Origin of the sequence: Cnuella takakiae (genome assembly GCF_001953305.1) — a bacterium.
In the GTDB taxonomy this organism is placed as follows: domain Bacteria; phylum Bacteroidota; class Bacteroidia; order Chitinophagales; family Chitinophagaceae; genus Flavisolibacter; species Flavisolibacter takakiae.
This window is the reverse complement of sequence record NZ_MTFE01000010.1, coordinates 3,070,562-3,096,530: the sequence shown is the minus strand read 5'-3', so window position 1 is coordinate 3,096,530 and position 25,969 is coordinate 3,070,562. Positions and strand designations below refer to the sequence as shown.

Below are 25,969 nucleotides of genomic sequence, written 5' to 3'. Positions count from 1 at the left end.
ACTTGTTAAGCATAAACTGATGATTGCCTTTTGCCGGTTTCTTTTTGCTGCTTGCCTCCTGGCTGGTGTTCCTGTTTGTGCAGGGGCGCAAAAGGCCGCTTTCGCCATGCCTGCATGGGCAGGAAAGGTAGGTGCAGGCAAACTCCATTTTTTAAAAAAACAGTTCCTGGTAAATCAGTACGGCGCAAAAGGTAATGGTACCACGGGTGCCACCAAAGCGATTCAAGCTGCTATTGATGCTTGCGCAAAAGCCGGTGGCGGTACGGTAAGCTTTGAGCCGGGCACCTACCTCATGGGCGCCATCTTCCTGAAAAAGGGCGTACACCTCAACATTCCCAAGGGCGTACTGATCCTGGGCAGCCAGAACTTCGCCGATTACCCCACCATCAATACCCGTATTGCCGGTATGGAGATGCCCTGGCCCGCGGCCCTCATCAATGTGATCGGACAAAAGGGGGTGGCTATCAGCGGGGAAGGCAAGGTGAATGCAAGGGGTAAGTTTTGCTGGGACAAGTACTGGGCCATGCGCAAGGACTATGAAGCCCGCGGCCTCCGCTGGATTGTAGACTACGATGCGCAAAGGGTACGCACCCTGCTGGTGCAGGAATCCTCCAATATTGAAATCAAAGGAATAACCTTTTCAAATGCCGGCTTCTGGACCGTACAGGTTCTGTATTCGCACCATGTAACTGTTGACGGGGTAACCATCCGCAACAACGAAGATGGCCATGGCCCCAGCACCGATGGCATTGATATCGACTCTTCGAGCTGGGTGCTGGTAGAAAACTGCGACATCGATTGCAACGATGATGATTTCTGTCTCAAAGCCGGCCGCGACTGGGACGGACTCCGGGTAAACCGCCCTACGGAATACGTTGTGATCCGCAACAGCATTGCCCGCAGGGGCGCCGGCCTGCTCACCATGGGCAGCGAAACATCGGGCAGCATCAGGCATGTGCTGGCATACAACCTGGTGGCAAAAGGCACCTCCAATGGACTACAAATCAAGTCGGCAACAACTCGCGGCGGGGTAGTAGAAGACATCCATTTTCGCAACATTGAAATGGACAGCGTACGCACGGCTTTCCAGTTTACCATGAACTGGAACCCTGCTTATTCCTATGCTACAGTGCCTGCCGGTATGGACACCTCCAAAGTGCCGCAGCACTGGAAAACCATGCTCCAGAAAGTAACACCCGAAAGCAAGGGTATCCCGCAATTCCGCAACATCTATGTATCGGGTGTGCAGGCTACCAACAGTACCCGGGCAATCAATGCACAGGGGCTGGAAGCTTCGGTGTTGGAAGGTTTTTATTTTGAAAAAACAAGGGTCGGTACAAAAGAAGCAGGCGAGCTGACACATGCTGCCAACTGGATTTTTAACAACATGACCATCGAAGCTGCTGATGGCAAACCCCTCCGGGTAAAAGCAAGCCGCAACATCACCGGGCTGACCAATACAGAAACCAGTGTCAGCCATTAATTCAAAATTCACTATCCCTATACTACCAATGCGTACTGCTGCAAAATTGCTCCTTTTAGTTTTTGCTTTATCCGGTTTCACCAGCTTTGCGCAAAGGCAGGCTGAAGCGCTTAACCGGGGCATGGTAGCCTTGCGTACCGCACCCGATTCTGTATTTATCAGCTGGCGCATACTTGGCACCGACCCTGATGAAACACGTTTCAACCTATACCGCCGTGCAGCTGGCGGGCAGCTGGAAAGGCGAAATGCAAAGCCTCTGCAGGTTTCCAACTTTATGGATGCAGTGGATGAAGGTGCTGCCACGTACTATATTCGGCAGCTGTTGAAAGGAAAAGAAAGCGGAATGGATTCCTTCCAATTGGCGGCAGGCAAAACGGCGCAAGGCTATCTATCCCTACCGCTGCAAACCATACCCGGTTACACGCCCAACGATGGATCGGTAGGCGACCTCGATGGCGATGGCGATTACGAGATCGTGCTCCACCAAACCGGCCGTGCCCACGACAACTCGCACGCAGGACCAACCGACCCACCCATCTTCCAGGCATATACCCTGGAAGGGCAACTGCTCTGGACCATCAACCTGGGTCCCAACATCAGGGAAGGTGCCCACTATACCCATTTTATGGTGTACGACCTCGATGGCGATGGCCGTGCCGAACTGGCCATGAAAACCGCCGATGGCACCATTGACGGCACAGGTGCCGTTATTGGCGACAGCACCAAACATTATGTAAATACTCAGGGCCGCATCCTTGATGGGCCCGAATACTTTACCATTTTCGACGGCCTTACCGGGAAGGCACTGGCTACTACCGATTATATTCCTTCGCGTTATCCTATTGATGGCTGGGGAGGCGATGGCGGCAATGGCCGAACCGATAGCTATGGCAACCGTGCCGACCGCTTCCTTGCCTGTATCGCATACCTCGATGGCAAACACCCCAGCGTGGTGATGTGCCGCGGCTATTATGGCCGCACGGTGTTGGCAGCCTGGGACTGGCAAAACGGGCAGCTCAAAAGCCGTTGGGTTTTTGACTCACAAAAAGGCAGCAATCCCTTTTCGGGCCAGGGCAACCACAACCTCACCGCCGCTGATATTGATGGCGATGGCAAGGACGAAATCGTATATGGCTCCATGGTGGTGGATGATGATGGAAAGGGAAAATACAGCACCGGGTTAAAACATGGCGATGCGCTCCACGTTACTGACCATGACCCTAGCAACCCGGGCCTTGAGGTATTTGGCATCCACGAACTGGAAAATGGAGGCGATGGTTTTGGCGCAGCCCTGTATAATGGCAAAGATGGAAAGATATTGTTTAGTGCAGCCCCGGGTACCGATGTAGGCAGGGGCGTTGCCGCCAACATAGATGCCACCAACCCTGGTAGTGAAATCTGGTGGCTGGGTGCCGGAGGCATGTTCAATAGCAAGGGGGAAAGGGTAGGCGAAATGCCCCGCTCTGCCAATTTCCTGGTGTGGTGGGATGGCGATAAGGAACGTGAACTGCTGGATAAAACCAGTATCGAAAAATACGGCGTTGGCAAGCTGTTGACCGCCGATGGCTGTACCTGGAACAACGGCACCAAAAGCAACCCGGTGCTGAGTGCAGATATCCTTGGCGACTGGCGCGAAGAAGTCATTTTCCGGAGCGCCGACAATAAGGAATTGCGTATTTACAGCACTACCATTCCTACGCCGCACGCTCAGTACACACTAATGCACGACCTGCAATACCGCCAGGGAGTGGCTGCGCAAAATGTAGGTTATAACCAGCCACAGCATACCAGTTTTTACATGGGTAGCGACAAGCCTGAGGTGCCCCGGCCAAATATTGTTTTCACCAAAAACGCAGGAAAAAAATGAAGCCGCAAGCAAAAGCTATAAATACAGGCCTGAGGCCTGTTGCGCTCTTCATACTGCTGGTGGCCGGTGCTTCTTTCGCACCTTTTTGGCGCAAGCCAAAACCAACTCTTTACCTCATTGGCGACTCCACCGTGCGCAACAACGATAAAGAGCAGTGGGGCTGGGGCTCGCTGCTGCACCAGTTTTTGGATTCGGGTAAAGTGCGGATCGCCAACCATGCCATGGCCGGACGAAGCTCCCGGAGCTTTACCAAAGAAGGCCGTTTTGCCAGAGTAGACTCCCTGCTGCAACCCGGCGACTACCTGCTGATACAGTTTGGCCACAACGATGGCAGCTACCCCGATACCACGGCCAAAAACAGGGGCACGCTTAAGGGCACCGGTGAAGACAGCATCCTGCTGCGTTGGTCAGATGGCCGTACCGAGGTAGTGCACAGCTATGGATGGTATATCCGGCAGTTTGTACGACAGGTAAAAGCCAAGGGCGCGCAACCGGTGGTACTGAGCATGGTGCCGCGCAATATTTTCAAAGATGGCAAAGTACCCCGGGCCAAAATGGATTTTGGTCTGTGGGCCAAAGAAGTGGCGGAACAGGAAGGCGTGCCTTTTCTTGACCTGAACGAAAAATCGGCAGCCCGTTATGAACAACTGGGCCCGGAAAAAGTAGGCCGCCTGTTTCATGGCGACCATACCCATACCAACAAGGAAGGCGCAAGGCTCAATGCCGCTTCGGTATCGGACCTGCTGGCAGGTACCAAAAGCCTCCACCTGAAAAGCGCGATCCGTAAAAAAGAACTGAAGCGGTTTTCGGCTACCCTATAAGGCTATACCGTTTTCAATTAGGTAGTGTTATATGCAAAATAGAAGATTGTCATGCCGATATTACTGAATTACCTACTTGAAAATGGCATTAGTAGTAAAATATAAAAAGCATACATGAACAAGAACCAAACAATCTGGCGCAGTATAGTAATGCTCCTGCTTTTTACCGGGGCTGCGGCTTTTACCTGGCGCAAGGCAAAACCCGTATTGTATATCATAGGCGACTCCACAGTGCGCAATGGCGATGGCACCGGCAAAAACGGTCAGTGGGGCTGGGGCAGTTTTTTGGCTGCGCATTTCGATACCGGCCGGATCAGCCTCCAAAACCACGCAATGGGTGGCCGCAGCAGCCGCACCTTTATCACCGAGGGCCGATGGGACAAGATCATGTCCACACTGAAGAAAGGCGATTATGTACTGATGCAGTTTGGCCACAACGATGCCAGCCCGCTTGATGATACGGCACGTGCCCGTGGCACCATCAATGGCCTTGGCGCCGAAAGCAAAGAGATATGGAACCCCATTACCAAACAGAAAGAAACCGTGTACACCTATGGCCATTATATGCGCCGCTATATCAGGGATGCAAAAGCCAAAGGTGCACTCCCGGTTATGTGTTCGCTGGTTCCGCGCAACAACTGGAAGGCCGGAAAAGTCGTGCGCTCAGACAGTAGTTACGGCCTTTGGGCACGCACCCTTGCCCGTGAGGAAAACATACCTTTCCTCGACCTCAACAACCTCATTGCCGACCGCTATGAAGCCATGGGTGCTGCCAGGGTGGCCGCCTATTTTCCCTACGATCATACCCATACCGAAAAGGAAGGCGCCTTGCTGAGTGCAGCTATCCTGGCCCAGGCCATCCGCGATACCAAACCCGGTAAACTGCACCGTTTTTTACGCAACTAATAACAACCCTTATATACCTGCAATAAAGAAGCATGAAACAGATTACTACACGCATACTGGCAATGGGAATAGTTGCCTTTTCCTTTTTGGCACCAACGGCTCATGCACAAAAGTTGCCTGCCCGTAAAAAAACACTGGCGGCCCTGCGCCTTACCAACCAGTACTTCATGAACAAGTGGCCCGATGCGGGCAAAACCATCATCACCAATAAAGAGCGGCCTTCCAACATCTGGACCCGTGCCGTTTATTATGAAGGGTTGATGGCGCTGAATGATGTTGACCCCAAAAAAGAGTATGTAGACTACGCGGTTCAGTGGGGCGACAAACACAAATGGGGATTGAACGGTGGCGTCAACACCCGCAATGCGGACAACCAGGCCTGTGGCCAAACCTATATCGACCTGTACCTGATAGACCAAAAGCCGGAAAGGATTAAGGACATCAAGGCTTCCATCGACAACATGGTGACAAGCGAAAAGGCCGACGACTGGAATTGGATCGATGCCTTGCAAATGGGCATGCCTGTAATGACACGCCTTGGTGTGCTGTACAAAGACACCAGTTATTTCCGCAAGATGTACGACCTCTATGCTTTCAGCAAGTACAAGCATGGCGGCAAAGGCCTGTACAATGCAGCGGAAGGTTTGTGGTGGCGCGACAAAGATTTTGTACCCCCCTACAAGGAACCCAATGGTGATGATTGCTACTGGAGCCGCGGAAATGGCTGGGTAGTGGCCGCCCTTGTGCGCACCCTGGAGCTGCTGCCCAAATCTGACCCGCACTACCAGGAATACTTCAACGACTACCTGGCCATGTGCAATGCCCTGTTGCCTTTGCAGCGCACCGATGGCTATTGGAATGTAAGCCTCCAGGATCCTACCCATTTTGGTGGTAAGGAAGCTACCGGCACTTCGCTGTTTGTGTATGGTTTTGCATGGGGTGTGCGCAATGGATTATTGGATGCAAAAACATATAAGCCGGTAATAGCTAAAGCATGGAGCGCATTGCTAAAAGAGTCGGTGCACCCCAACGGCTTTCTGGGTTGGGTACAGGGTACCGGCAAAGAACCCAAGGACGGACAGCCGGTATCATACACCAGCATGCCCGATTTTGAAGACTATGGCCTGGGCTGCTTTTTGCTGGCAGGTTCGGAAGTTTTGAAAATGAAGTAAGCAACTCTTTAAGGGAAAGTGTTTGGTGGAAGGTTAGTAATAGCCATTTGCCAAACACTTTTTCTTTTATAGAACGCAGCCAACTTATCTTGAAATCTATTTTCATCACCTGCATTCTTCCTTACCAGCAGGCAAATTATATCGCTTTATTTCCGCGCAAACATCTGCTCCGCCATTTCCTTATCATGCCCATAGATATCATCCCGGAAGTGGAGTAATCCTTCCCGGTCTACCCATGCTGTAAAGTAGGAGATAAACACGGGCACGGGTTGCTTCACCGTTACCCATTTTTCCTTGGATTGGTGCATGGCTTCATTGATCTTTTCGGCGGTCCAATGGGGCTGATCACGCAATAACCATTGCGCCATTTTCACCGGCTCTGCCAGGCGGATACAGCCATGGCTGAAGGCTCGTTTGTCCTGGCTAAACAAGCTTTTGCTGGGGGTATCATGGAAGTAAATATTGTAGCTATTAGGAAAAAGGAATTTCACTAACCCCAGCGAATTGGATCCACCAGGTTTTTGCCTGATGACAGGTAGGCCGCCACTGGTACCGGTTTGCTCCATATTCTTTCTTGCAAGGTAGCCGGGATTGCGCCGCATGGCCGGCATTATTTCGTTGCGCACGATAGAAGCAGGCACGTTCCAGTAAGGACTAAAGACCACGTATTTCAGTTCATCATTAAAAACAACCGTACTGGTGCCCGACTTACCTACAACAATCCGCATGTCAAAAACTTTCCCGGTATCGTTATAGGCATGCAACCGGAACTCCGGGATGTTGACAATGATATGATCGCCTTTAGCTTCCCTGGGCACCCAACGCATGCGTTCCATATTCACCAGCAATTGTTCGATCCTCTTTCGATAGGAAACATTTAATTCTTTAATCAATCGCATGTCGGCAACACCATTGGCGGTTAATCCAAAACGCTGTTGTGCCCGTTTTACAGCAGCAACAGTGTTTGCAGTATAAAAATCAACCTTGCTGCTATCATGGCAATCGCCTAACAAAAAAAGTTTACGATTGAGTTGCGCTACCGCAAGCCCGGTATCACCCAGTTGAAAAACTTTGTTCCTTCCCGGTAAAATCGAATCTTCAGAACCTTTCCGCTGCAAGTCGTAATAGCGCTTAAGCTCCCTGCGCACCTTGCCATACATGGGGTTTACCGGTTCCCAATCATCCAGGTTAGCGCCCTGGTGTACCAACAGGGAATCCAGCAACCTAACGGCATCTACCTGCTTGCGGGGGATATACCACTGCAACTTTCCGGGATCAAGTTTCCCGGCATATGCATACCGGGCAAAATGGAAAAAATGCTCGGTCAGTTCCAAATCCGTCTGCTCCAGCAAGTTCCGATCGGGCAGGAGGGTGGTATCTTCTTCCACCAGCCGGTCCATACGCGCATGTAGTGATTGGGAATAAATAGCACTGTCGCCCGTAAGCTTAAAATGTTGCTCGTGGAGGTTCCAGAAAGAAAGCGCCTGGTTGGTTAGCTTGCCCCGCTCGTTGAACCATGCCGCCTGAAAGTTGCGGCTATTGTAAAAATTGCGCATCAAACTGCCGATGCTATCAGTGGGATTGCGCTGGGCAAGGAAGGTTGAAAGCAGGCTGCTATCTAAAAAAATATCACTGTAGGAATTAGCCGCTACAATGGTGGTATCTCTTTGCGTGGCAACGGCTGTTGTTTGGCTTTCCCCATTGTTGCAGGCATATAAAAACCAAATAAGGATGCCCAGTATGTTGAGGCGGTACATGGTGGTGACTTTGCCATCTAAGATAAACGGAGGAAGGTTGCCTTTAGCATTTTACCCTTACCACAGCTAACCATCTTTGTGTGCAAATTGTAATTACTACCACCAAAAAGGACTAAGCAGGAAAACAGCACATTGCGCTGTTCCTATCCTTGACCATTGCGTTTGCTTGGTTTTATTTGGAGTGGTCTAAAAAAATAAAAGCCTTGCAAGTGTAGACTTACAAGGCTTTCGTGAACCGGATTGGATTCGAACCAATGACCGTCTGCTTAGAAGGCAGATGCTCTATCCAGCTGAGCTACCGGTCCGTACAGCTGCTCTTTACGGAGCGGCTGCAAATATAAGACAGTTCCACTATTCCAGCACTTTCTGAATAAAGGCACCCGAAACTTTGTGTTTGAGGATCAGCTTTTTGGCGCCGTAGTGGGTCATTTCCTCTTTCACCAGGTAGTGGTCGGCATCCCATTCAATCAGGTGGCTGTCCTTGCCCACACCTTCGCGGCCCCGCCAAACTTCGAGGTTTACGGGTTCCCAGAGTTTGCTTTTTGCCGAACGGTAAGCAGCATCTAAAACAGCATTTACCACATATCCGTCATAGAAAGTCTCTTTGGGAGCTTCCCCTTTTTCCAGTGCGTTAAACATATCCATGAACATGTGGTTGTAACCCAGTTCATTCAGTTCATCACCTACAGGAAACAACCAGCCCGTATTGCTTTCCGCTTTTTCAGCAACATAATCACCGCCCTTACCGGTGGTAAACATATCAAAGCCGGTACGCAGGAAAGAGTTGATCCAGATGGTGCCTTCAGAACCCATTACTTCATCGCGCAGGTCGAGGCCGCCACGGAAAGTCCAGCTTACCTCAAACTGCCCGATGGCACCATTCTCATATTTCACCAAGCCGATGGCGTGGTCTTCAGCTTCAATGGGTTTCACCTGTGTATCGGCCCAGCACATCACCTCCACCGGTTTGATGTCCTTGCCAATATAACTACGGGTAATTTCCACGCAATGACAACCCAGGTCGAGGATACAACCGCCGCCGGCCTGCTCCAGGTCCCAGAACCAGTCGGAGTGCGGGCCAGGGTGCGTCTCGCGGCTCTTGGCCCAAAGAATCCTGCCCAGGGCGCCATTGCGCACGCTTTGTTCGGCCTTGATAAACTTGGGTGTGTACACCAGGTCTTCGAGGTAGCCATTAAAAATACCGGCAGCTTCAACAGCTTCAAGCATTCGCTTGGCTTCAGCGGCATTGCGGCCGAGGGGTTTGGTGGTCATCACAGCCTTCTTGTGTTTGCAGCAAAGCATCACAGCTTCTTCGTGGAGGTTGTTGGGCAGCGAAATACAAACAATGTCCACTTCAGGCCGTGCAATAGCTTCTTCCATAGTGGTGGTCCAGAATGGAACGGCATAATCTTCGGCAAACTTGCGTGCCGACTCTTCGCGGCGTGAGTAGATGCTTACAACTTTATCCTGGCTGCGGTAACCCTGGATGGAGTCGGCATAAAAACGTCCGATAAAACCGGAACCTAACATGGCAATTCGTGTCATATGGCGGAATAGTGATTAGTGAATGGTGACTGGTGACTGGTGACTGGTGACTGGTGACTGGTGACTGGTGACTGGTGACTGGTGATTAGGTATTGGGTATTTAAGGAAAGATAAATGAAAAGAATAAAGGGTGTTTATTGCTGCAAGAACTAAAGTATTTGCATATTAATCTCAATAATCAACACGCATCCTACAGAAGCCTCACTATTTACAATTCACCACTCACCACTCATCTCCCTCATTGCTGCATCGGCGGTGGAGCAGCTGTTGCTACCCCAACAGTATTTTTTTCTTTAAAAAACAAAAGAAAGTACAACAACACACCTGCGGCAATAAATGCAGGCACATACCAGATATTGGTCCAGTTGTGGCCGGTGGCATTGGTGAAGGGGTTGATCGCTTCAAGGGTGTACATACCCGCAATCATGCCCGAAAAGTACGTGCCGATAAACATACCCAACCCATAAGTGGCAAAAGTGAAAAGCCCTTGTGCCGCATTCTTGATCTGCTGGCCGGCCTTCTTTTCAGTATACATATAGCCGGTTACAAAGAAGAAGTCGTAGCAGATCCCATGTAAGACGATGCCGGCATACAACATCCAGCTGCCCGTTTCAATATTGCCATAGGCAAAACAGAGGTAGCGGAGAATCCAGGCTACCATACCCAGCAGCAGCATATTTTTTACGCCAATGCGGTTGAACAAAAAGGGAATGGCAAGAATGAATACCGCTTCCGAAACCTGGCCCAAGATCATTTTACCAGCGGCATTTTCCATACCCACTTCATTTAAAAAGAGGTTGGCAAAACCATAATAGAAGGAGAGGGGAATACACACCAAAATGGCGGCTATGAAAAAGATCAGGTACGGTCGGTTGCGGAACAAAACAAAGGCCTCGGTGCCCAATGCACCGGCAGCAGACTGTTCTGCACTCTTTCCTTTGGGTGGCGTGTTGGGCAGGAAGAAAGATACCAATCCCAGAACAGCCGATGCAGCCGCAGCCATATAAAAAGTATTGCCCGTTTTTTCAATGCCCAAAGCTCCTATTAAAAGGCCGGCTACGATCCAGCCAACGGTGCCAAAAACCCGAATCCAGGGAAACTGTTTGCCCGGATCATTCATCTGCCCGAACGCTACGCTATTGCTTAAAGCTATGGTAGGCATATAAAGCAAGGAGTAAAACAGGATGATCCAGTAAAACACATTGGGATTACCAATTTGTGTAGCGAAGAACAGGAGTGCCGCTCCCAACAGGTGCAATACACCCATGATGCGTTGTGCGGCAAAATAGCGGTCGGCAACCATGCCTACAAAAAAGGGCGAGATCATCGTTGCAATGGCCAAGGCGCCATAAGTGGCGCCAATCTGTGCATCAGAAGCCTCGAGGTTAACCTTCATATAGGTACCCACTGTGACGTACCATGCGCCCCAGACAAAGTATTCCAGGAACATCATCAGCGATAAAGAAGCACCGGTAGCAGATTTCATACATGCAGGGGTTATTGCCGAGGAAATTACGAACAAATGCCATATCAGCCCTTGGTGTTTTCAATGAAAACGCTTGCGCAGATACTTGTTGTTTGTTCCCCGATTCACGCATGCAACCTATTTATATTTTGAAGCCTTGTTTTATTTATGATCATACCGGATTACTTTAAAACCAAATACCATAACAATGAAAAAGCGTCTGTATACATTTGCGGCATGCCTGCTGTTGTTGGCATCCTGTGTAAAGAAAGAAGTAATCCAACCTGAACAAAGCATCCAGCCAGGAGATGCAGCCAGCACAGGCATCACATCAGCGGCACCAAGGGTGCGTTGTGTGGCCGATGAATTGTTACAAAAACAGATTGCTGCCAACCCAGAGCGGGGCCGCAACCTGGAAATACTGGAGGCTACCATCCAAGGACTGCAGAAAGGAGGCAGAAAAAGCAGCAACAGGACAGCACGACAAATCCAAGTCATAATACATATTGTTCTGCCGGACCCGGCTATTGTTACAGATGCACAGGTAAGGTCGCAGATAGATGTATTGAATGAAGACTTTAATAAAGCAAATAAGGAGTTGGCAAAACCCGGGGTTTACCTGGCCGGTTATGACTACAACACCCTTCCGGTGGCCAATATTCAATTTGTGCTGGACGGCGTGATCAGGAAAGCCACCAAAGTTTCAACCTTTTCTACCGATGATGATATAAAGTTTAGTTCCGAAGGCGGCAGCGATGCCGTTTCGCCCGCCACCAAACTGAATATCTGGGTTGGCGATATTGCCGGAGGCATTTTGGGATATGCACAGTTTCCTGGGGGCGACCCGCTTACCGATGGATTAGTGCTCAACTACCTGGGTTTTGGCCGCACCGCACGCTACCCCCTTGCACCAGCCTATGCACTGGGCCGCACCGCTACCCACGAGATGGGTCATTGGTTGAACCTGCGGCATATTTGGGGAGACAGGCGTTGTGGCGACGACCGCGTGGAGGATACACCGCAGCATGACGGCCCTAATTTCAGTTGCGGTACCATTGGCTCCCGCAGCCTGTGCAGCAGTCGTCCCCTTGAGCAATGGATGAACTATATGGATTACTCCTATGACCGCTGTTTGTATATGTTTACCCGCCTGCAACAGGAACGTATGAACCTGACGATTGAACAAGCGAGAAATGCCTATTTTACCGCAGTGAATTAGCGAAAAGAAAAGCTGAAAGGTATTAGCTGCAAGCCGCAAGTGGCAAGTGGCGAGCTGCAAGCCGCAAATGGCGAGCTTTCAAATATTTCCCATTAAAAAACCCCGGGGCATTTCCGGGGTTTTTTTAATATTAATATCAAGTTGGGTTGTGCAAAATGAGTCTTGAAGCTTGGTGCTTTTCTCACAGCAACCTTCAACTGTTACTACTTCGCCATCTTCTTCTGCAGGTTCTCGTCGATAGCGTCGAGGAACTCTTCGGTGTAGAGGAAGTCGGTACCATGCTGCACTTTACCAGGTTTGATGGTGAGTGCGAGGTCCTTGGTCATCTTACCACTTTCAACGGTTTCGATACAAACAGCTTCCAGGGCATCGCAGAAGTCGATCAGCTCCTGGTTGTTATCCAGCTTGCCACGGAAAGCCAAACCGCGGGTCCATGCAAAAATGGAAGCGATGGGGTTGGTGGAGGTGGGGTTGCCTTTCTGGTGCTCGCGGTAGTGACGGGTAACAGTACCGTGTGCAGCTTCTGCTTCCATGGTTTTGCCATCAGGCGTAACCAGTACGGAAGTCATCAGGCCCAGCGAACCGAAGCCTTGTGCAACGCTATCGCTCTGTACGTCGCCATCGTAGTTTTTACAAGCCCATACAAAACCACCGTTCCACTTCATGGCAGAAGCTACCATGTCGTCGATCAGGCGGTGCTCGTAGGTAATGCCTGCGTCTTTGAACAGTTGGGTAAACTCGGCGTCAAACACTTCCTGGAAGATATCCTTGAAACGGCCATCGTATTTTTTCAGGATGGTGTTCTTGGTGCTCATGTACAGGGGCCAGCCTTTTTGCAGGGCCATGTTCATACAGCTGCGTGCAAAACCACGGATGCTTTCGTCGGTATTGTACATGGCCATGGCTACGCCACCTTCGCCGGTGTAGTTGTACACTTCGTACTGCTGCTTGGTGCCGTCTTCGCCTTCGAAAGTAACGGTGAGTTTACCCTTACCTTTTACAACGAAATCGGTAGCGCGGTACTGGTCGCCAAATGCATGGCGGCCTACAACGATGGGACGATCCCAGGTGGTAACCAGGCGGGGAATATTGTTGATAACGATGGGCTCACGGAATACGGTACCGTCCAGGATGTTGCGGATGGTGCCGTTGGGGCTCTTCCACATCTGCTTCAGGCCAAACTCTTCCACACGGGCTTCATCAGGAGTGATGGTAGCGCATTTGATACCCACCCCATATTGACGGATGGCGTTGGCAGCGTCAACAGTAACCTGATCATTGGTTTGATCGCGGTATTCCACGCCAAGGTCAAAGTACTTTATGTCAACGTCGATATAAGGCAGGATCAGTTTGTCTTTGATAAATTTCCAGATGATCCGCGTCATCTCATCACCATCCAGTTCAACTACCGGATTGGCTACTTTAATTTTTTGCGTCATGTTGGGAAGCGTTTAAAAATAGGTGGGCAAACTTAACGATTTATGCAAATCAGGCAGCTCATTTTTGAATGAAACTAATCCTGCTGCCTAAAGTATATAAAAGAACGGAAACCCAATGCCAACAGGCGTTTCTTGCAAAACGGCCGCGTAAACCCCTCACAAATCAGGATGGTACAGGATGCTTTGCACCAGGGATCATCCAAGCGCAACATCCAAAATCATCATAACCAGGAAGCCAAAGATGAACCCCATTACAGAGCGGTCGGTATACTTTTCCCTTTGTGTTTCCGGAATGACTTCTTCTACCACTACATATATCATGGCGCCTGCGGCAAATGCAAGTGCAAAGGGCAGGAGGGGCTGCATATACATCACGGCCACCGCACCCAGCACACCGGCAAAAGGTTCTACAATGGCCGAAAGCTGTCCATACCAGAAGCTCTTAAACCGGCTTACCCCATTACGCCGGAGGGGCATAGCCACAGCAATGCCTTCCGGGAAATTCTGTATGCCAATACCGATGGCAAGGGCCACAGCCCCTGCAATACTTGCTTCGGGCATTCCTTCAGCAGCTGCCCCAAATAAAACGCCTACGGCTAAACCCTCCGGAATATTGTGCAGGGTGATTGCCAGCACCAGCAGGGTTGTACGGTGAAACTGCGTTTTCATTCCTTCAGTTTCTTCTGCTCCGAAATTGATGTGCAGGTGAGGCGTGAGCTTATCCAGGAAATACAGGAAAGAAGCGCCCAAAAGAAAACCCACTGCAGCAGGCATCCAGCTCCAACCTGGAAACAATCGCTCCGACATTTCAATACTGGGATTCAGCAGGCTCCAGAAAGAAGCCGCAACCATTACGCCACCAGTAAAACCCAGCATGGGGTCCAGTACATTGCGGTTGAGGGTACGAAAGAAAAAAACCAATGAAGCACCGGCGGCGGTAACCAGCCAGGTAAAAGTGGTAGCCAGTAAGGCTGCGTAAACAGGACCAATGCCTTCAAAAAAATGTTCTATCTGGTGCATGTCAAATTTGCTTTAAAAGCAGGTGATTAGCCAATTGCCTGGTAAGGGTAAGGGTTTTACTGCCCATTTTTATGTCTACCGATCCGTCGAAAGCAGAACGGCTGCGCAACTCCAGCCGGGTACCAATTCGCAGCTTGCGGGATGCCAGGTGCTCCAGCAAATCTTTGCTTTGGTCTGTAACCAATTGAAGCACACCGGTAAAGGCTATGGGGGCGGTACTCAGCGGTACCAACTCGGGCTGCTGCATTCTGCCCCTGCTGTCCGGGATAGGGTCGCCATGCGGGTCGAACTGCGGGAAGCCTAAATAGGCATCCAGCTTTTCAATAAGCTTTTTATTACCGATATGCTCCAGTTCTTCCGCAACCTCGTGTACCTCATTCCATTCAAACGAGAGCTTTTCGGCCAAAAAATATTCCCACAAACGATGTCGCCTTACAATATGAAGTGCCGTCTTCCGGCCTTCAGCACTCAGCGAAAATCCATGGTAAGGGGTATAGTGCAACAGGTTTTTTGCCTGGAGCTTCTTCATCATATCGGTAACCGATGCAGGTTTTGTTTGCAGCTTCTGGGCCAGGTGCGTGGTGCTCACCACCTCGCTCAACGCTTGCAAGTGGTAAATGGCTTTTAGATAGTTTTCCTCGGTAGGTGAAATAACCATCTGTTAATTTTTAGGCTAATCTAAATTTTTATTTCAACACATCAAAAAGTCTGCCACCCACCATCTACCCATTTTCCTTTACTTTAGCCCAAAACCATCCCATGTTCCGTTTCGCGGTATTGTGCACCCTTATTTTCTTATCGGCTTGCGGCAGCAAGGATAAAAACAGCACGGCAGCCTCCACCGATGGTTCAGGAAACGCAGCTTTTGCATCCCTGTTCCAGGAAATGAAACCACCCTATACTTTAAGCGATTCTGGATTGCTGGCCAATAAAGACACTGTGCGGATCCGCTCGGAGCAGTGGAACCAGTTCATACCTGATAGTATTACCAAGAACATTTTTGGAGCTACCACCCGTATCAACTATACCCCGCTGGCTAGTTTCAAAGGCAAAAAAGGGGAGCAGTACTTCCTGGTAAAAGCCGCCCGCGAAAACCGGAGCGCCGCCCTCATGGTGGTGGCTGCCCATCCCGATAGTCTCACAGCTGTATTACCCTTCCTGGTACCCGATAAGGATGCAGCATCGAAACAGGTAACCAGTTTTGAGGGTAATTTTTCGGTTATTCGGACGGTACACCGCACCCTTCCCGACGACAGCTTCCAGGAAGGAAAAGATGTATTTGCCTACAGCGAACTGGGCCGGACCTTCGACCTGGTAATGACCGATCCGCTGAGTGATGAAAAGCCAGAGTTGATCAACCCGATTGATACTTTGGGCAGCAACTATACTTATGCTGGTGATTACAGCCGTGATAAAAGAAATATCGTTTCGGTTAGGGATGGCCGAAAGAAGGGGCTGATCACCGTGTTCATTCATATGGAAGCGAAAGAAGGCACCTGCACCGGGGAGATCAAAGGCGATGCGGAAATAGTGGATGGCACAACAGCCATCTACCGCACACCTGGTGATCCCTGCATCCTGACGCTGAAGTTTGGCAAGGGTGCGGTAACGCTGCAGGAACAGGAAGGCTGCGGGTCGCGCAGGGGACTGGAATGTAGTTTCAATGGCACCTTTAAGAAAAAGAAAGAAGCAGACACTAAGGAAACTAAGCGTAAGTAAGCAAACAGCATAAGCATTTAACCCTAAATGTGTGCGATCAACACATTTGTGTAGAAATTTAATTTTATTTGTATTCCAAAATTGTCCAATATGGATTTCAGAAAATATAAAGTACCCTACACTGTTGATGAGCGTTACAACAAACGGGTGGCTTACTTCTCCATGGAGTTTGCCATTCATCAACCCCTGAAAATATACAGCGGTGGCCTTGGTTTCCTATCGGGCTCGCACCTGCGCAGCGCCTACGAACTCCACCAGAATATGATCGGTATCGGCATCTTGTGGAAGTATGGTTATTACGACCAGGCACGCAACCAGGACCAGACCCTGCAGGTAACCTGGATGGAAAAACAATACAGCTTCCTTGTTGATACCGGTATCAAATTTTCCATCACCGTGCACGAACACCCGGTTTGGGTAAAGGTGATGTACCTGCCCCCCAATGTGTTCAATTCGGCGCCGCTTTTCCTGATGACCACCGATATCCCGGAGAACGATTATGTTTCGCAAACCATTACCCACCGCCTTTACGATGCCAATGTGGCTACCAAGGTGGCGCAGTTCATCCTGCTGGGTGTAGGCGGTGCCCGCCTGCTGGATGAAATCGGATTTAATCCGGAGGTGTACCACCTCAACGAAGCCCATGGCGTATCTGCTGCCTTTTACCTGTATCGCAAATACAACCACAACCTGGCCGAAGTACAAAAGCGCCTGGTATTTACCACCCATACCCCTGAAGAGGCTGGTAATGAAAAGCACGATATACACCTTTGCCACAAAATGAGTTATTTCTGTGGCCTGGGCATCGACGAAGTGCGCAAGGTTACGGGTATGCCAGATGACCAATTTAACCACTCGCTGGCAGCGCTTCGTTTTGCACGTATTGCCAATGGCGTGTCGCAGCTGCATGGTCAGGTTAGCCGCGAGATGTGGAGCAAGTATGATAAAATTGCGCCCATTGTTTCCATCACCAACTCGCAGAACTGGCAGTACTGGGCCGATAAGGCGCTGTACCGTTTCCGCGAAGATGGCAACGACGAAGGATTTGACGACCGCAAACGCTGGATGAAAAAGCGGGCATTCGAAATTGTTGCCGACCAGACGGGTAAGGTTTTCGATCCCAAGGTTTTCACCATTGTATGGGCACGCCGCTTTGCCGGTTACAAGCGTCCTGGCCTGATTACCTGGGATGAGAAGCGTTTTGAAGCCCTGATGAGCAATGCAAAATACCCGGTACAGATCATCTGGGCGGGCAAACCATACCCGGCCGATTACCCTGCCATCTCGGAATTCAACAACCTGGTACACCTGAGCAAGCGTTATAAAAATGTATCGGTGCTTATAGGCTACGAACTGGGCTTAAGCAAGCGCCTGAAGCAGGCTGCCGACTGCTGGCTCAATAACCCGCGTGTGCCCCGCGAGGCATCGGGTACCAGTGGCATGACCGCTGCCATGAATGGCGCCGTTAACTTCAGCACCAACGATGGCTGGATACCTGAATTCATCCACCATGGCAACAATGGTTTTGTAGTGCCGCCCACCAAGTACGAGCAGATGAACCAGCAGGAACAGGATCAATATGACCTGGACAAATTGTATGATATCCTGCTCAAGGAAATGCTGCCGCTCTATTACGAAGATTATCCCACCTGGCGCCAGATTGTGAAAAACGGGATGCGCGACGTATGGCTGCAGTTTGACAGCAACCGTATGGCAAACGAATATTACGAGATGTTGTACCAGGAGTACCACAACGTAGAAGCTACCTACTAGCTTACTGCATTCAGCTTGAAAAGACCCATACTAAAAGTGTGGGTCTTTTTGTTGTGGTGGGACTCACAATCAGCGGACAGACGGCTGGCAATACAGTGCAATACACAACTACTCTTCCCGGTCAAAACTAAGGTTGTGTTTTCTCTTCGTTGTCCGTCGCCCATAGGCCAGCTGTCAAAGCCCCCCTGAAAAGTAGTCCCCAACATTGGTGCCTTGGGCCTAACTTTGCAGGTTCGGATTAACTACTGAAGATTACTAAAAATATTTGCTGCGTGAATTTTTTGCTTAAGCCGGAAGACGAACTCGATTTCATGCCCATCATGCCCATCAACGAAGGAGAAAATGATGGCCTGGACACCCAGGATATTCCGGACGAACTGGCCCTGCTGCCCCTGCGCAACACCGTGCTTTTCCCCGGCGTGGTTTTACCCATTACTGTTGGCCGCGATAAGAGCATCAAGGCGGTAAATGATGCTTATAAAGGAACCAGGCTGATAGGTGTTATTGCCCAGAAAGACAGCGCCATTGAAGACCCTGAATTTGCCGATCTGGAAGCTATTGGTACAGTTGCCAAAATCGTAAAGCAGATCAAAATGCCTGATGGTGGCACCACCATCATCATCCAGGGCAGGAGCCGCTTCCAGGTAGGGGAACTCCTTTCCGAGGAGCCTTATTTCAAGGCTCGTATCCAGGTAATAACCGAACAGGAAGCCCCCAAGGATAATGACTTTGAAGCCTATGTAGCCAATATCAAAGACGTTGCTGCAGAGATTATTCAGCTATCACCCAATATTCCATCTGAGGCCAGCATCATCCTCCGGAATATCGAAAACCCTGCCTTCCTCATTCATTTTGTTTCCAGCAACCTTAATACCGACCTGAAGGAAAAACAACGCCTGCTGGAGCTCGATAATATCCGCGAAAGGGCCGAACTGCTGATGCAGCTGCTGCAGAAAGAATTACAGTTTGCAGAGCTGAAAAACAAGGTTACGGCTAAAACAAAGACCGAGCTTGACAAGCAGCAGCGCGAATACTTTTTGCAACAACAGCTGAAAAGCATCAAGGAAGAACTCGGGGATGCCAACGACCTGGAGCTGCGTGAAATGCGCAAAAAGGCCGAGAGCAAGCAATGGCCTGAAGCAGCCCGCGACATGTTTAAAAAAGGCATCGAGAAGTTGGAACGGATGCATCCTACCACACCCGACTACTCGGTTGTGTACAATCACCTCGACCTCTTACTCGACCTGCCCTGGAACGAATACACGCAGGATATCTTTGACCTGAAACGTGCCAAAGAGATTTTGGACCACGACCACTATGGTATGGACAAGATCAAGGAGCGCATACTGGAATACCTGGCCGTATTGCAACTGAAGGGCGATATGAAAAGTCCCATTCTCTGCTTTTACGGTCCTCCGGGTATTGGAAAAACCTCACTGGGCCGCAGTATTGCCAACGCCATTGGCCGTAAATATGTGCGCCTGAGCCTGGGTGGCATTCACGATGAAAGCGAGATCCGCGGACATCGTAAAACCTATATCGGAGCCATGCCAGGTAGGATTGTACAGAACCTCCGCAAGACCAAAACCTCCAACCCGGTGATGATACTGGATGAAATAGACAAAGTTGGCGCCGACCACCGCGGCGATCCTTCTTCCGCCTTGCTGGAAGTGCTGGACCCGGAACAAAACAATACATTTTACGACAATTACCTGGAGCTGGAGTACGACCTGAGCAAGGTGTTGTTCATAGCCACCGCCAATAACCTCCAAACCATCCAGCCAGCACTGCGCGACCGGTTGGAGATCATAGAACTGAGTGGTTATGCCGTGGAAGAAAAGATCCAGATTGCACAACGCCACCTGCTGCCCAAGCAGAAAGAAGCACATGGTTTGAAAAATACCAGGCTTTCTATTTCGGACAAGGTGATGGACAAGATCATTTCGGATTATACCCGTGAAAGCGGTGTGCGCGAACTGGACAGGCAGCTGGCAGCAATCATGCGCAACCTTGCCAAACAACTGGCTATTGAAGGAAAGGTAAAACCCACCCTTACCGTAGCCGATGTAGAACGCATTCTTGGGCGTGCCCGCTACAGCAACGAAATGTATAAGGCAGCAAGCATTCCAGGCGTTGCTGTTGGTCTTGCTTATACCTATGTTGGCGGCGACATCCTGTTTATTGAAGCCACCATGAGCGAGGGCAGGAGCGAACTGCGCCTTACCGGCAACCTGGGCAACGTGATGAAGGAAAGTGCCACCACAGCCCTGAGCTACCTGAGTGCCAATGCCCGCAAATACGGCATCGACCCCAAAAAATTTGAAAGCCAGACCGTACACATCCACGTGCCCGAGGGTGCTGTTCCCAAAGACGGCCCCAGTGCAGGTGTTACCATGCTTACCGCTCTGGCATCGGCAGTTACCGGCCGCAAAGTGCGGCCTTACCTGGGTATGACCGGCGAGATCACTTTGCGGGGACAGGTACTACCCGTAGGTGGTATCAAGGAAAAAGTACTGGCAGCAAAACGTGCCGGCCTTAAAGAACTGATTCTTTGCTGGCAAAACGAAAAAGATGTGCAGGAAATCAATCCCGAATACATCAGCGGAGTGCAGTTTCACTATGTGAAAACAATGAACCAGGTGCTGGAATTAGCGTTGATGTAACCTGCTTGGAATAACAAAAAGGGTAATGCTGGTGCATTACCCTTTTTGTTTAGTATCAGTATGTTGGTTCACTAAACCTGTTTACCCAACAATCTTTTTTCCACTTGCACTTGTAGGCTTTTCACAAGCACTTTTTCTTTCCGTACAATGGCCAGCATCTTTAAAAAAGCAATCCTGTTTTTTTTCTTCTTCAGCCTCGGAACCCGGGAGTACATATACCGGGAACATTCTAAAGCCTTACGCTTTACTAATTGTTCCAGTTCTTCTTCACGGCCGGGGAACTGGATGCTATAACCATTATCCCTGACATTGCGGAAAAGTTCATATTCTTCCGACAGTTTGATCATGTTCATGGAAAAATTCCGGGTTGCCGAACCACTATGCACCCTTTCATCCATCAGCACTTCCGGAATGCCATAGTAATGGCCCAGCCCAAGATGCCTGATCCACATATCCCAATCGGTAACCCATTTGTAGCCGCGGAACTTATTATGTTCAAAGTTTTCCTTACGGCACATCACCGTACTTGGCGAAGCCATCCAATTGGATATCCTTAAGGTATTCAGGATGGTTTCTTTCCCGTCATACTTGCCCTTCCAGTCCAGAATAAACAAGCGGTCCTTTTCACCGAAATATTGGCGGCCACTGGATACGATGGCTACATCCGGATTTTCGTCCATGGCAGCAACCATTAATTCAAGGGCCCGTGGCCTGAGCTTATCATCCGAACACAGGTATTTGATATAACTTGCCCGTGGATGTTCCAGACACTTGTTCCAGTTTTCATGCATGGGGATGGTGACCTCGTTCCGGAAATACCTTACCCTGGCATCATGCAGGAATTGCTGCACCATTGTTTGGGTATCATCTGTAGATGCATTGTCGTTGATGATCAATTCAAAATCGGAAAAGGTTTGGCTCAGCACACTTTCAATAGCTTCTTTCAGCAGTTTGCTTTGGTTGTAAGATGGGATGAGTACGCTTACCCTGGGTACTGTGTTCATAACTGGTAGGATGGTTAAAAAAGGTTTTGAAAAATAACAAGGTTTCGGTTTCCCACAAGTAGTATGGACAAAAAAGCAGCACTTAGGCTGTACAGGTAAATCAGGCAACCATATTCCGCACCAAAATGATGCCTGCCCCTTTTCAGTTTCCTGATTACTGCATCAGGCATGTATAAAATTACTTGATCATAAACAAGGCATCAGGACAGATCAACATCTGCTTTGTTGGCAGCATTTGTGCGCCACATAAAATTAGGATTCAAATTTCCTGCTTTACGTATACGCTTGCCCCATTTTACGCCTTCATACCAGATTACCGAACAAAAGCCGATCAGGAGGGCAAGGCCCCATTGCTGGCCATCCATTTGCGCAAACCCAAAAAAGGCTGTAAGCGGGGGTACAAAAACCAGCAGGACCAATATTAAAACAGTGATCAGGATCACGAAAGTAATGAGCTTGTTGGGATAACGAAGGGTGGTAAATACAGAATAATAAAAGGAACGGTTCACCAGCGTTAAAAAAATATTGGCGATCACCAGTACTGAAAAGGTAAGGGTGCGGGTAAGGGCTTCACTGGCGCCCTGTTGTACCATAATTTGATAGCCCAACAAACAACCGGCTGTGATCACCAATCCCTGGAGGATGCTGGTAGACAGCTCCCGGATATTGAAGAAATTGGTGGTATAGGGCCGGGGTGGCTGTTGCATCAGGTTGGGTTCCAAGGGTTCGTTTTCGTAAACAATGGAACAGGTAGGACCCATCACCAACTCTAAAAAAATGATGTGTACCGGTGAGAAAATATTCGGATAAACCCATCCCAAAGCCAGCGGCAGAAATACCGTGAGCACAATGGGAATATGGATGGAAATGATGTACTGGATGGCCTTTTTCAGGTTGGTATAGATCCTTCGGCCCATGGCTACAGCTGCAACCATTTTGGAAAAATCATCGGTGAGCAGGATCAGGGATGCGGCATCTTTAGCAATCTCCGACCCCCGTTTGCCCATGGCAATACCGATATGGGCAGCTTTCAATGCAGGTCCATCGTTTACACCATCGCCGGTCATGGCAACCACCTGGTTACTGGCTTTAAGCGCATTGATGATCCTGAGTTTGGCTTCCGGAAACATCCGGCTGAAAACATGGGTGTGCATCACCACCTGCTGCAAGGCCGCATCATCCAGTTGCATCAATGCATCACCTGTAATCCCCTGTTCATATCCCTTCAATTGCACTGCCTTTGCAATAGATCTGGCGGTGGCCGGGTTGTCGCCGGTGATCATCTTTACATCGATGCCTGCATCGTAAAACTGCTGCAATACCAAGGGTATGTTTTCCTTGGGCGGGTCGGCAAAAGCAAGGATGCCCAAAAGGCGAAAGGAAAAATCCTGTTGCTTTTCGGGGTAGGCTTTGCCATCAAAATGGGTAGAGGCAACAGCCAGCACCCGCAACCCGTCAGCGGTAAAGATGTCGATGGCTTTTGATAGTTGTTCAACCTCCAGAGGGGTGAGTGCGCACAAGGGCATCAGCGCTTCAGGCGCCCCCTTGGCAGCAACAATTTGCCGGTCCTGCTGGTCGGCCATCACGTGGGTCATCATGGGTGGCCTGCCTTCAAGAGGGTATTCGTGTACCATCTTAAAAGTAGGGCGTTTGCCATTTTCAAATACTGAAGTATAAGCATCCAGTATGGCCAACTCCATGGGATCGAATGGGATGGGTTCGCTGGCCAGCATGGCTGTTTGGATCAGGCACTTTTCCGCTTCTGTATGTATGGTTTCACCTGGAGTAATGCGTTGTTCCAACAGGGTGAAAAGCTTGGCCACCTGCATGCTGTTCTCGGTAATGGTGCCCGTTTTATCGGTACAGATGATGGTAGCGCTGCCAAGGGTTTCTACCGTTTTCATTTGTTTCACCACCACCCCTTTTTTCATCAGCCGCCATGCACCCAGTGCCATAAATGTGGTAAAGGCCACGGGTATTTCTTCGGGCAAAATGCTCATGGCTAGGGTAAGGGCTTTTAGCAAACTATCCAGCAATTGGTAAGTCTGGAAAAAATTGATGCCCCAAACAATTAAAAAAACAAGCGCTCCAACAAGCACCATTTTATGTACAAAAGCAGCAATCTGCTTTTCAAGCGCTGTGGGTTCCGCTTCCAGTTGCTCCAGGCTTTTGCCAATTTTACCCAGCTTTGTTTCCATGCCGATAGCCTGTACAATGGCAATGGCCCTACCACCGGACACCAGGGTGCCGGCATAAATTAGGGGATCACTGCTCCTGTCTTTTGCTACGGTTAATGATTCACCGGTTAGCAAGGATTCGTTTACCGAAAAATCATTCGACTGGATGATGGTGGCATCTGCGGGAATCTGTGCGCCTTCCTCCACCACCAGGTAATCGCCTACCACCAGTTCCTCGCTTTTGACAGCCACATAACTGCCATTGCGGATTACTTTACTCAGGGGCTGGGTAAAATCCTTCAATTGCTCCAAGGCCATACGGCTCCTGTTTTCCTGGAAGAGGGAAATAGCAGCAACCAGTAGGACCGCTGATAATAAAAAGATGGCATCGCCTGTACTGCCGCTGATGAAATAGATGGCTGCGGCCACCAGCAGCAAAATCACCATGGGTTCGCTGAGTACATCCTTTATGCCTTCCAGGATGGGGTTGCTCTTTTCCGAAACCAGGATATTATTGCCATGCTCTTTCCTGGAAAGCAATACTGCTTCGCTCGATAACCCGGAAAACTCCGTATTCAAAACCTGGTTCATCTATTGGTAATTGCGGTGGGTGCTGTAAGGGAAGGGCCTAGCCGCCCTTTGATCCGTTTAAAGGTAAACAGCCAAGCAAATGAAAAAGGCTGCGCCAAAGTTTTCTTTACCCTGGTTTTTACATGGTGTCAATTTGCAGGAGGGAGGGGTAATAAAAAGCCGGGACGATGCCCGGCCTTTGTATCAATCAAAATAGCTCAAATTGGTATCCGGACTCAGTTGCAGGAGGGTTTCATACATCAGGCGGATGGTTTGTTCAATATCAGTTCTGTGGAGCATTTCCACTGTGGTGTGCATATAGCGAAGCGGGATGGAAATAAGCACAGAAGGACAACCGTCATTGGCATAGGCAAAAGAGTCGGTATCGGTGCCGGTGCTGCGCGATACAGCCCGCAATTGCACGGGAATCTCTTTTTCAGCAGCCACATCCTGTACAAAATGCAGCAGTTTATTGTGTACCGCCGGACCAAAAGAAAGCGATGGTCCTTTTCCACAGAAGGTCTCCCCTTCAATCATTTTGTTGATCATGGGGGTGGAGGTGTCGTGGGTAACATCGGTAATAATGGCCACATTGGGCTTGATGCGGCGGGCGATCATTTCGGCGCCACGCAACCCGATCTCTTCCTGTACGGCATTAACAATATACAGGCTGTAAGGAAGGGTTTTTCCGTTTTGCTTCAGCAGGCGGGCCACTTCGGCAATCATAAATCCACCGATGCGGTTGTCGAAAGCACGGCCGATGTAATAACCGTTGGCCAGTTCATCAAAGCCATCCTGGTAAGTTACCACATTGCCCACCTTAATGCCTAAAGCTTCTACTTCCTGGCGGTTGCGTGCGCCACAGTCCAGGCAGAGATTTTCCACCTTGGGGCTGTTCTCCTTATCGGGTGTGCTGAGGCGCGTATGAATGGCAGGCCAGCCAAATACCGCCTTTACCAGGCCATTGTTGCGGGTATGGATAAACACCCTTTGTCCCGGTGCAATCATATGGTCCACGCCGCCATTGCGCTTCAGGTAAATCAGGCCTTCATTGGTGATGTAGTTGACAAACCAGCTGATTTCATCGGCATGTGCTTCTATCACTACTTTGAAGTTGGTGCCGGGATTGATGATGCCTACCGCGGTTCCATAAGGATCGGTAAAGGTTTCGTCAACAAAGGGTTTGAGGTAATTAAGCCAAAGTTTCTGCCCTGCGGCTTCAAAGCCAACAGGAGAGGGGTTGTTGATATAATCTTTAAGAAATTGAAAAGATGGATCGCTCAGCACGTAATTATTGGTATTGCCGGTCTCTTTTTTAGCTTTTGCCATATCGCTGTTGTTTGGGTTTCAAATGTAAATAAATGGGAAA

The 25,969-nt window shown here is 49.7% G+C and carries 18 protein-coding genes and 1 tRNA gene; 9 read left to right on the top strand and 10 right to left on the bottom strand.

The annotated features are described in order from the left end of the window. The first annotated feature begins 19 nt into the window (after positions 1 to 19). From BUE76_RS13510 to BUE76_RS13490, 5 genes are all read left to right on the top strand, one after another. Positions 20 to 1,483 (top strand): glycoside hydrolase family 28 protein, encoded by a 1,464-nt coding sequence (locus BUE76_RS13510; RefSeq protein WP_073039590.1) that lies wholly within the window; start codon positions 20 to 22, stop codon positions 1,481 to 1,483. A 28-nt stretch (positions 1,484 to 1,511) separates the two neighbouring features. Next, complete coding sequence (locus BUE76_RS13505) at positions 1,512 to 3,350, top strand: rhamnogalacturonan lyase (protein WP_073039592.1); 1,839 nt, start codon at positions 1,512 to 1,514, stop codon at positions 3,348 to 3,350. After that, positions 3,347 to 4,171: a rhamnogalacturonan acetylesterase gene (locus tag BUE76_RS13500; protein ID WP_073039594.1), complete on the top strand. Its 825-nt coding sequence runs from the start codon at positions 3,347 to 3,349 to the stop codon at positions 4,169 to 4,171. The genes BUE76_RS13505 and BUE76_RS13500 overlap by 4 nt, the downstream gene beginning before the upstream one ends. Positions 4,172 to 4,285: 114 nt before the next feature. Further along, complete coding sequence (locus tag BUE76_RS13495) at positions 4,286 to 5,077, top strand: rhamnogalacturonan acetylesterase (RefSeq protein WP_073039596.1); 792 nt, start codon at positions 4,286 to 4,288, stop codon at positions 5,075 to 5,077. A gap of 32 nt (positions 5,078 to 5,109) precedes the next feature. Beyond that, positions 5,110 to 6,249, top strand: coding sequence for a glycoside hydrolase family 88/105 protein (locus BUE76_RS13490; protein ID WP_073039598.1), 1,140 nt, complete (start codon positions 5,110 to 5,112; stop codon positions 6,247 to 6,249). Between the two features lie 146 nt (positions 6,250 to 6,395). On the opposite strand, the gene BUE76_RS13485 is transcribed toward BUE76_RS13490, so the two are convergent. The 4 genes from BUE76_RS13485 to BUE76_RS13470 all read right to left on the bottom strand — a co-directional run bounded on the left by BUE76_RS13485 (position 6,396) and on the right by BUE76_RS13470 (position 11,037). Further along, complete coding sequence (locus BUE76_RS13485) at positions 6,396 to 8,006, bottom strand: L,D-transpeptidase family protein (RefSeq protein ID WP_073039600.1); 1,611 nt, start codon at positions 8,004 to 8,006, stop codon at positions 6,396 to 6,398. 231 nt (positions 8,007 to 8,237) lie between these two features. Beyond that, positions 8,238 to 8,311, bottom strand: a tRNA-Arg gene (locus tag BUE76_RS13480). A gap of 46 nt (positions 8,312 to 8,357) precedes the next feature. Next, positions 8,358 to 9,551 (bottom strand): Gfo/Idh/MocA family protein, encoded by a 1,194-nt coding sequence (locus BUE76_RS13475; RefSeq protein ID WP_073039602.1) that lies wholly within the window; start codon positions 9,549 to 9,551, stop codon positions 8,358 to 8,360. A gap of 238 nt (positions 9,552 to 9,789) precedes the next feature. Then, the gene (locus BUE76_RS13470; RefSeq protein ID WP_073039604.1) at positions 9,790 to 11,037 is read right to left on the bottom strand and encodes a nucleoside permease; all 1,248 of its coding nucleotides are present in this window, start codon (positions 11,035 to 11,037) and stop codon (positions 9,790 to 9,792) included. Positions 11,038 to 11,224: 187 nt separating this feature from the next. Between BUE76_RS13470 and BUE76_RS13465 the strand changes: the two genes are divergently transcribed. Beyond that, positions 11,225 to 12,235, top strand: coding sequence for a zinc metalloprotease (locus tag BUE76_RS13465; RefSeq protein ID WP_073039606.1), 1,011 nt, complete (start codon positions 11,225 to 11,227; stop codon positions 12,233 to 12,235). Between the two features lie 203 nt (positions 12,236 to 12,438). Here BUE76_RS13465 and BUE76_RS13460 read toward each other — a convergent pair whose 3' ends face one another. The 3 genes from BUE76_RS13460 to BUE76_RS13450 form a co-directional block, all read right to left on the bottom strand. After that, complete coding sequence (locus tag BUE76_RS13460) at positions 12,439 to 13,674, bottom strand: isocitrate dehydrogenase (NADP(+)) (protein WP_073039608.1); 1,236 nt, start codon at positions 13,672 to 13,674, stop codon at positions 12,439 to 12,441. Positions 13,675 to 13,869: 195 nt separating this feature from the next. Beyond that, positions 13,870 to 14,694, bottom strand: a complete 825-nt coding sequence (locus BUE76_RS13455) for a ZIP family metal transporter (RefSeq protein ID WP_073039610.1) — start codon at positions 14,692 to 14,694, stop codon at positions 13,870 to 13,872. Position 14,695: 1 nt separating this feature from the next. Further along, positions 14,696 to 15,352, bottom strand: coding sequence for a metal-dependent transcriptional regulator (locus BUE76_RS13450; RefSeq protein WP_073039612.1), 657 nt, complete (start codon positions 15,350 to 15,352; stop codon positions 14,696 to 14,698). Positions 15,353 to 15,453: 101 nt separating this feature from the next. Here BUE76_RS13450 and BUE76_RS13445 point away from each other — a divergent pair, with 101 nt between their 5' ends. From BUE76_RS13445 to lon, 3 genes are all read left to right on the top strand, one after another. After that, entirely contained in the window at positions 15,454 to 16,413 is a 960-nt protein-coding gene (locus tag BUE76_RS13445) for a hypothetical protein (RefSeq protein ID WP_073039614.1), read from the top strand. Between the two features lie 90 nt (positions 16,414 to 16,503). Continuing rightward, on the top strand, positions 16,504 to 18,186 hold the full coding sequence (glgP, locus tag BUE76_RS13440; RefSeq protein ID WP_073039616.1) for an alpha-glucan family phosphorylase: 1,683 nt from the start codon (positions 16,504 to 16,506) through the stop codon (positions 18,184 to 18,186). A 272-nt stretch (positions 18,187 to 18,458) separates the two neighbouring features. Then, a complete protein-coding gene (gene lon / locus BUE76_RS13435) occupies positions 18,459 to 20,849 on the top strand; it encodes an endopeptidase La (RefSeq protein WP_245798278.1) in 2,391 nt (796 codons plus the stop codon). A 71-nt stretch (positions 20,850 to 20,920) separates the two neighbouring features. Here the strand turns inward: lon and BUE76_RS13430 are convergent, their stop codons facing one another. The 3 genes from BUE76_RS13430 to BUE76_RS13420 all read right to left on the bottom strand — a co-directional run bounded on the left by BUE76_RS13430 (position 20,921) and on the right by BUE76_RS13420 (position 25,929). Then, positions 20,921 to 21,853, bottom strand: coding sequence for a glycosyltransferase family 2 protein (locus BUE76_RS13430; RefSeq protein WP_073039617.1), 933 nt, complete (start codon positions 21,851 to 21,853; stop codon positions 20,921 to 20,923). Positions 21,854 to 22,053: 200 nt separating this feature from the next. After that, the gene (locus BUE76_RS13425) at positions 22,054 to 24,621 is read right to left on the bottom strand and encodes a cation-translocating P-type ATPase (RefSeq protein ID WP_073039619.1); all 2,568 of its coding nucleotides are present in this window, start codon (positions 24,619 to 24,621) and stop codon (positions 22,054 to 22,056) included. A gap of 183 nt (positions 24,622 to 24,804) precedes the next feature. Then, a complete protein-coding gene (locus BUE76_RS13420) occupies positions 24,805 to 25,929 on the bottom strand; it encodes a M42 family metallopeptidase (protein WP_073039621.1) in 1,125 nt (374 codons plus the stop codon). Positions 25,930 to 25,969 lie beyond the last annotated feature (40 nt).

What these genes read in the sequence shown, in the direction of transcription:
- BUE76_RS13510 (WP_073039590.1), top strand. Translation starts at nt 20, where the DNA reads ATGATTGCCTTTTGCCGGTTTCTTTTTGCTGCTTGCCTCCTGGCTGGT.
- BUE76_RS13505 (WP_073039592.1), top strand. Translation starts at nt 1,512, where the DNA reads ATGCGTACTGCTGCAAAATTGCTCCTTTTAGTTTTTGCTTTATCCGGT.
- BUE76_RS13500 (WP_073039594.1), top strand. Translation starts at nt 3,347, where the DNA reads ATGAAGCCGCAAGCAAAAGCTATAAATACAGGCCTGAGGCCTGTTGCG.
- BUE76_RS13495 (WP_073039596.1), top strand. Translation starts at nt 4,286, where the DNA reads ATGAACAAGAACCAAACAATCTGGCGCAGTATAGTAATGCTCCTGCTT.
- BUE76_RS13490 (WP_073039598.1), top strand. Translation starts at nt 5,110, where the DNA reads ATGAAACAGATTACTACACGCATACTGGCAATGGGAATAGTTGCCTTT.
- BUE76_RS13485 (WP_073039600.1), bottom strand. Translation starts at nt 8,006, where the DNA reads ATGTACCGCCTCAACATACTGGGCATCCTTATTTGGTTTTTATATGCC.
- BUE76_RS13475 (WP_073039602.1), bottom strand. Translation starts at nt 9,551, where the DNA reads ATGACACGAATTGCCATGTTAGGTTCCGGTTTTATCGGACGTTTTTAT.
- BUE76_RS13470 (WP_073039604.1), bottom strand. Translation starts at nt 11,037, where the DNA reads ATGAAATCTGCTACCGGTGCTTCTTTATCGCTGATGATGTTCCTGGAA.
- BUE76_RS13465 (WP_073039606.1), top strand. Translation starts at nt 11,225, where the DNA reads ATGAAAAAGCGTCTGTATACATTTGCGGCATGCCTGCTGTTGTTGGCA.
- BUE76_RS13460 (WP_073039608.1), bottom strand. Translation starts at nt 13,674, where the DNA reads ATGACGCAAAAAATTAAAGTAGCCAATCCGGTAGTTGAACTGGATGGT.
- BUE76_RS13455 (WP_073039610.1), bottom strand. Translation starts at nt 14,694, where the DNA reads ATGCACCAGATAGAACATTTTTTTGAAGGCATTGGTCCTGTTTACGCA.
- BUE76_RS13450 (WP_073039612.1), bottom strand. Translation starts at nt 15,352, where the DNA reads ATGGTTATTTCACCTACCGAGGAAAACTATCTAAAAGCCATTTACCAC.
- BUE76_RS13445 (WP_073039614.1), top strand. Translation starts at nt 15,454, where the DNA reads ATGTTCCGTTTCGCGGTATTGTGCACCCTTATTTTCTTATCGGCTTGC.
- glgP (WP_073039616.1), top strand. Translation starts at nt 16,504, where the DNA reads ATGGATTTCAGAAAATATAAAGTACCCTACACTGTTGATGAGCGTTAC.
- BUE76_RS13430 (WP_073039617.1), bottom strand. Translation starts at nt 21,853, where the DNA reads ATGAACACAGTACCCAGGGTAAGCGTACTCATCCCATCTTACAACCAA.
- BUE76_RS13425 (WP_073039619.1), bottom strand. Translation starts at nt 24,621, where the DNA reads ATGAACCAGGTTTTGAATACGGAGTTTTCCGGGTTATCGAGCGAAGCA.
- BUE76_RS13420 (WP_073039621.1), bottom strand. Translation starts at nt 25,929, where the DNA reads ATGGCAAAAGCTAAAAAAGAGACCGGCAATACCAATAATTACGTGCTG.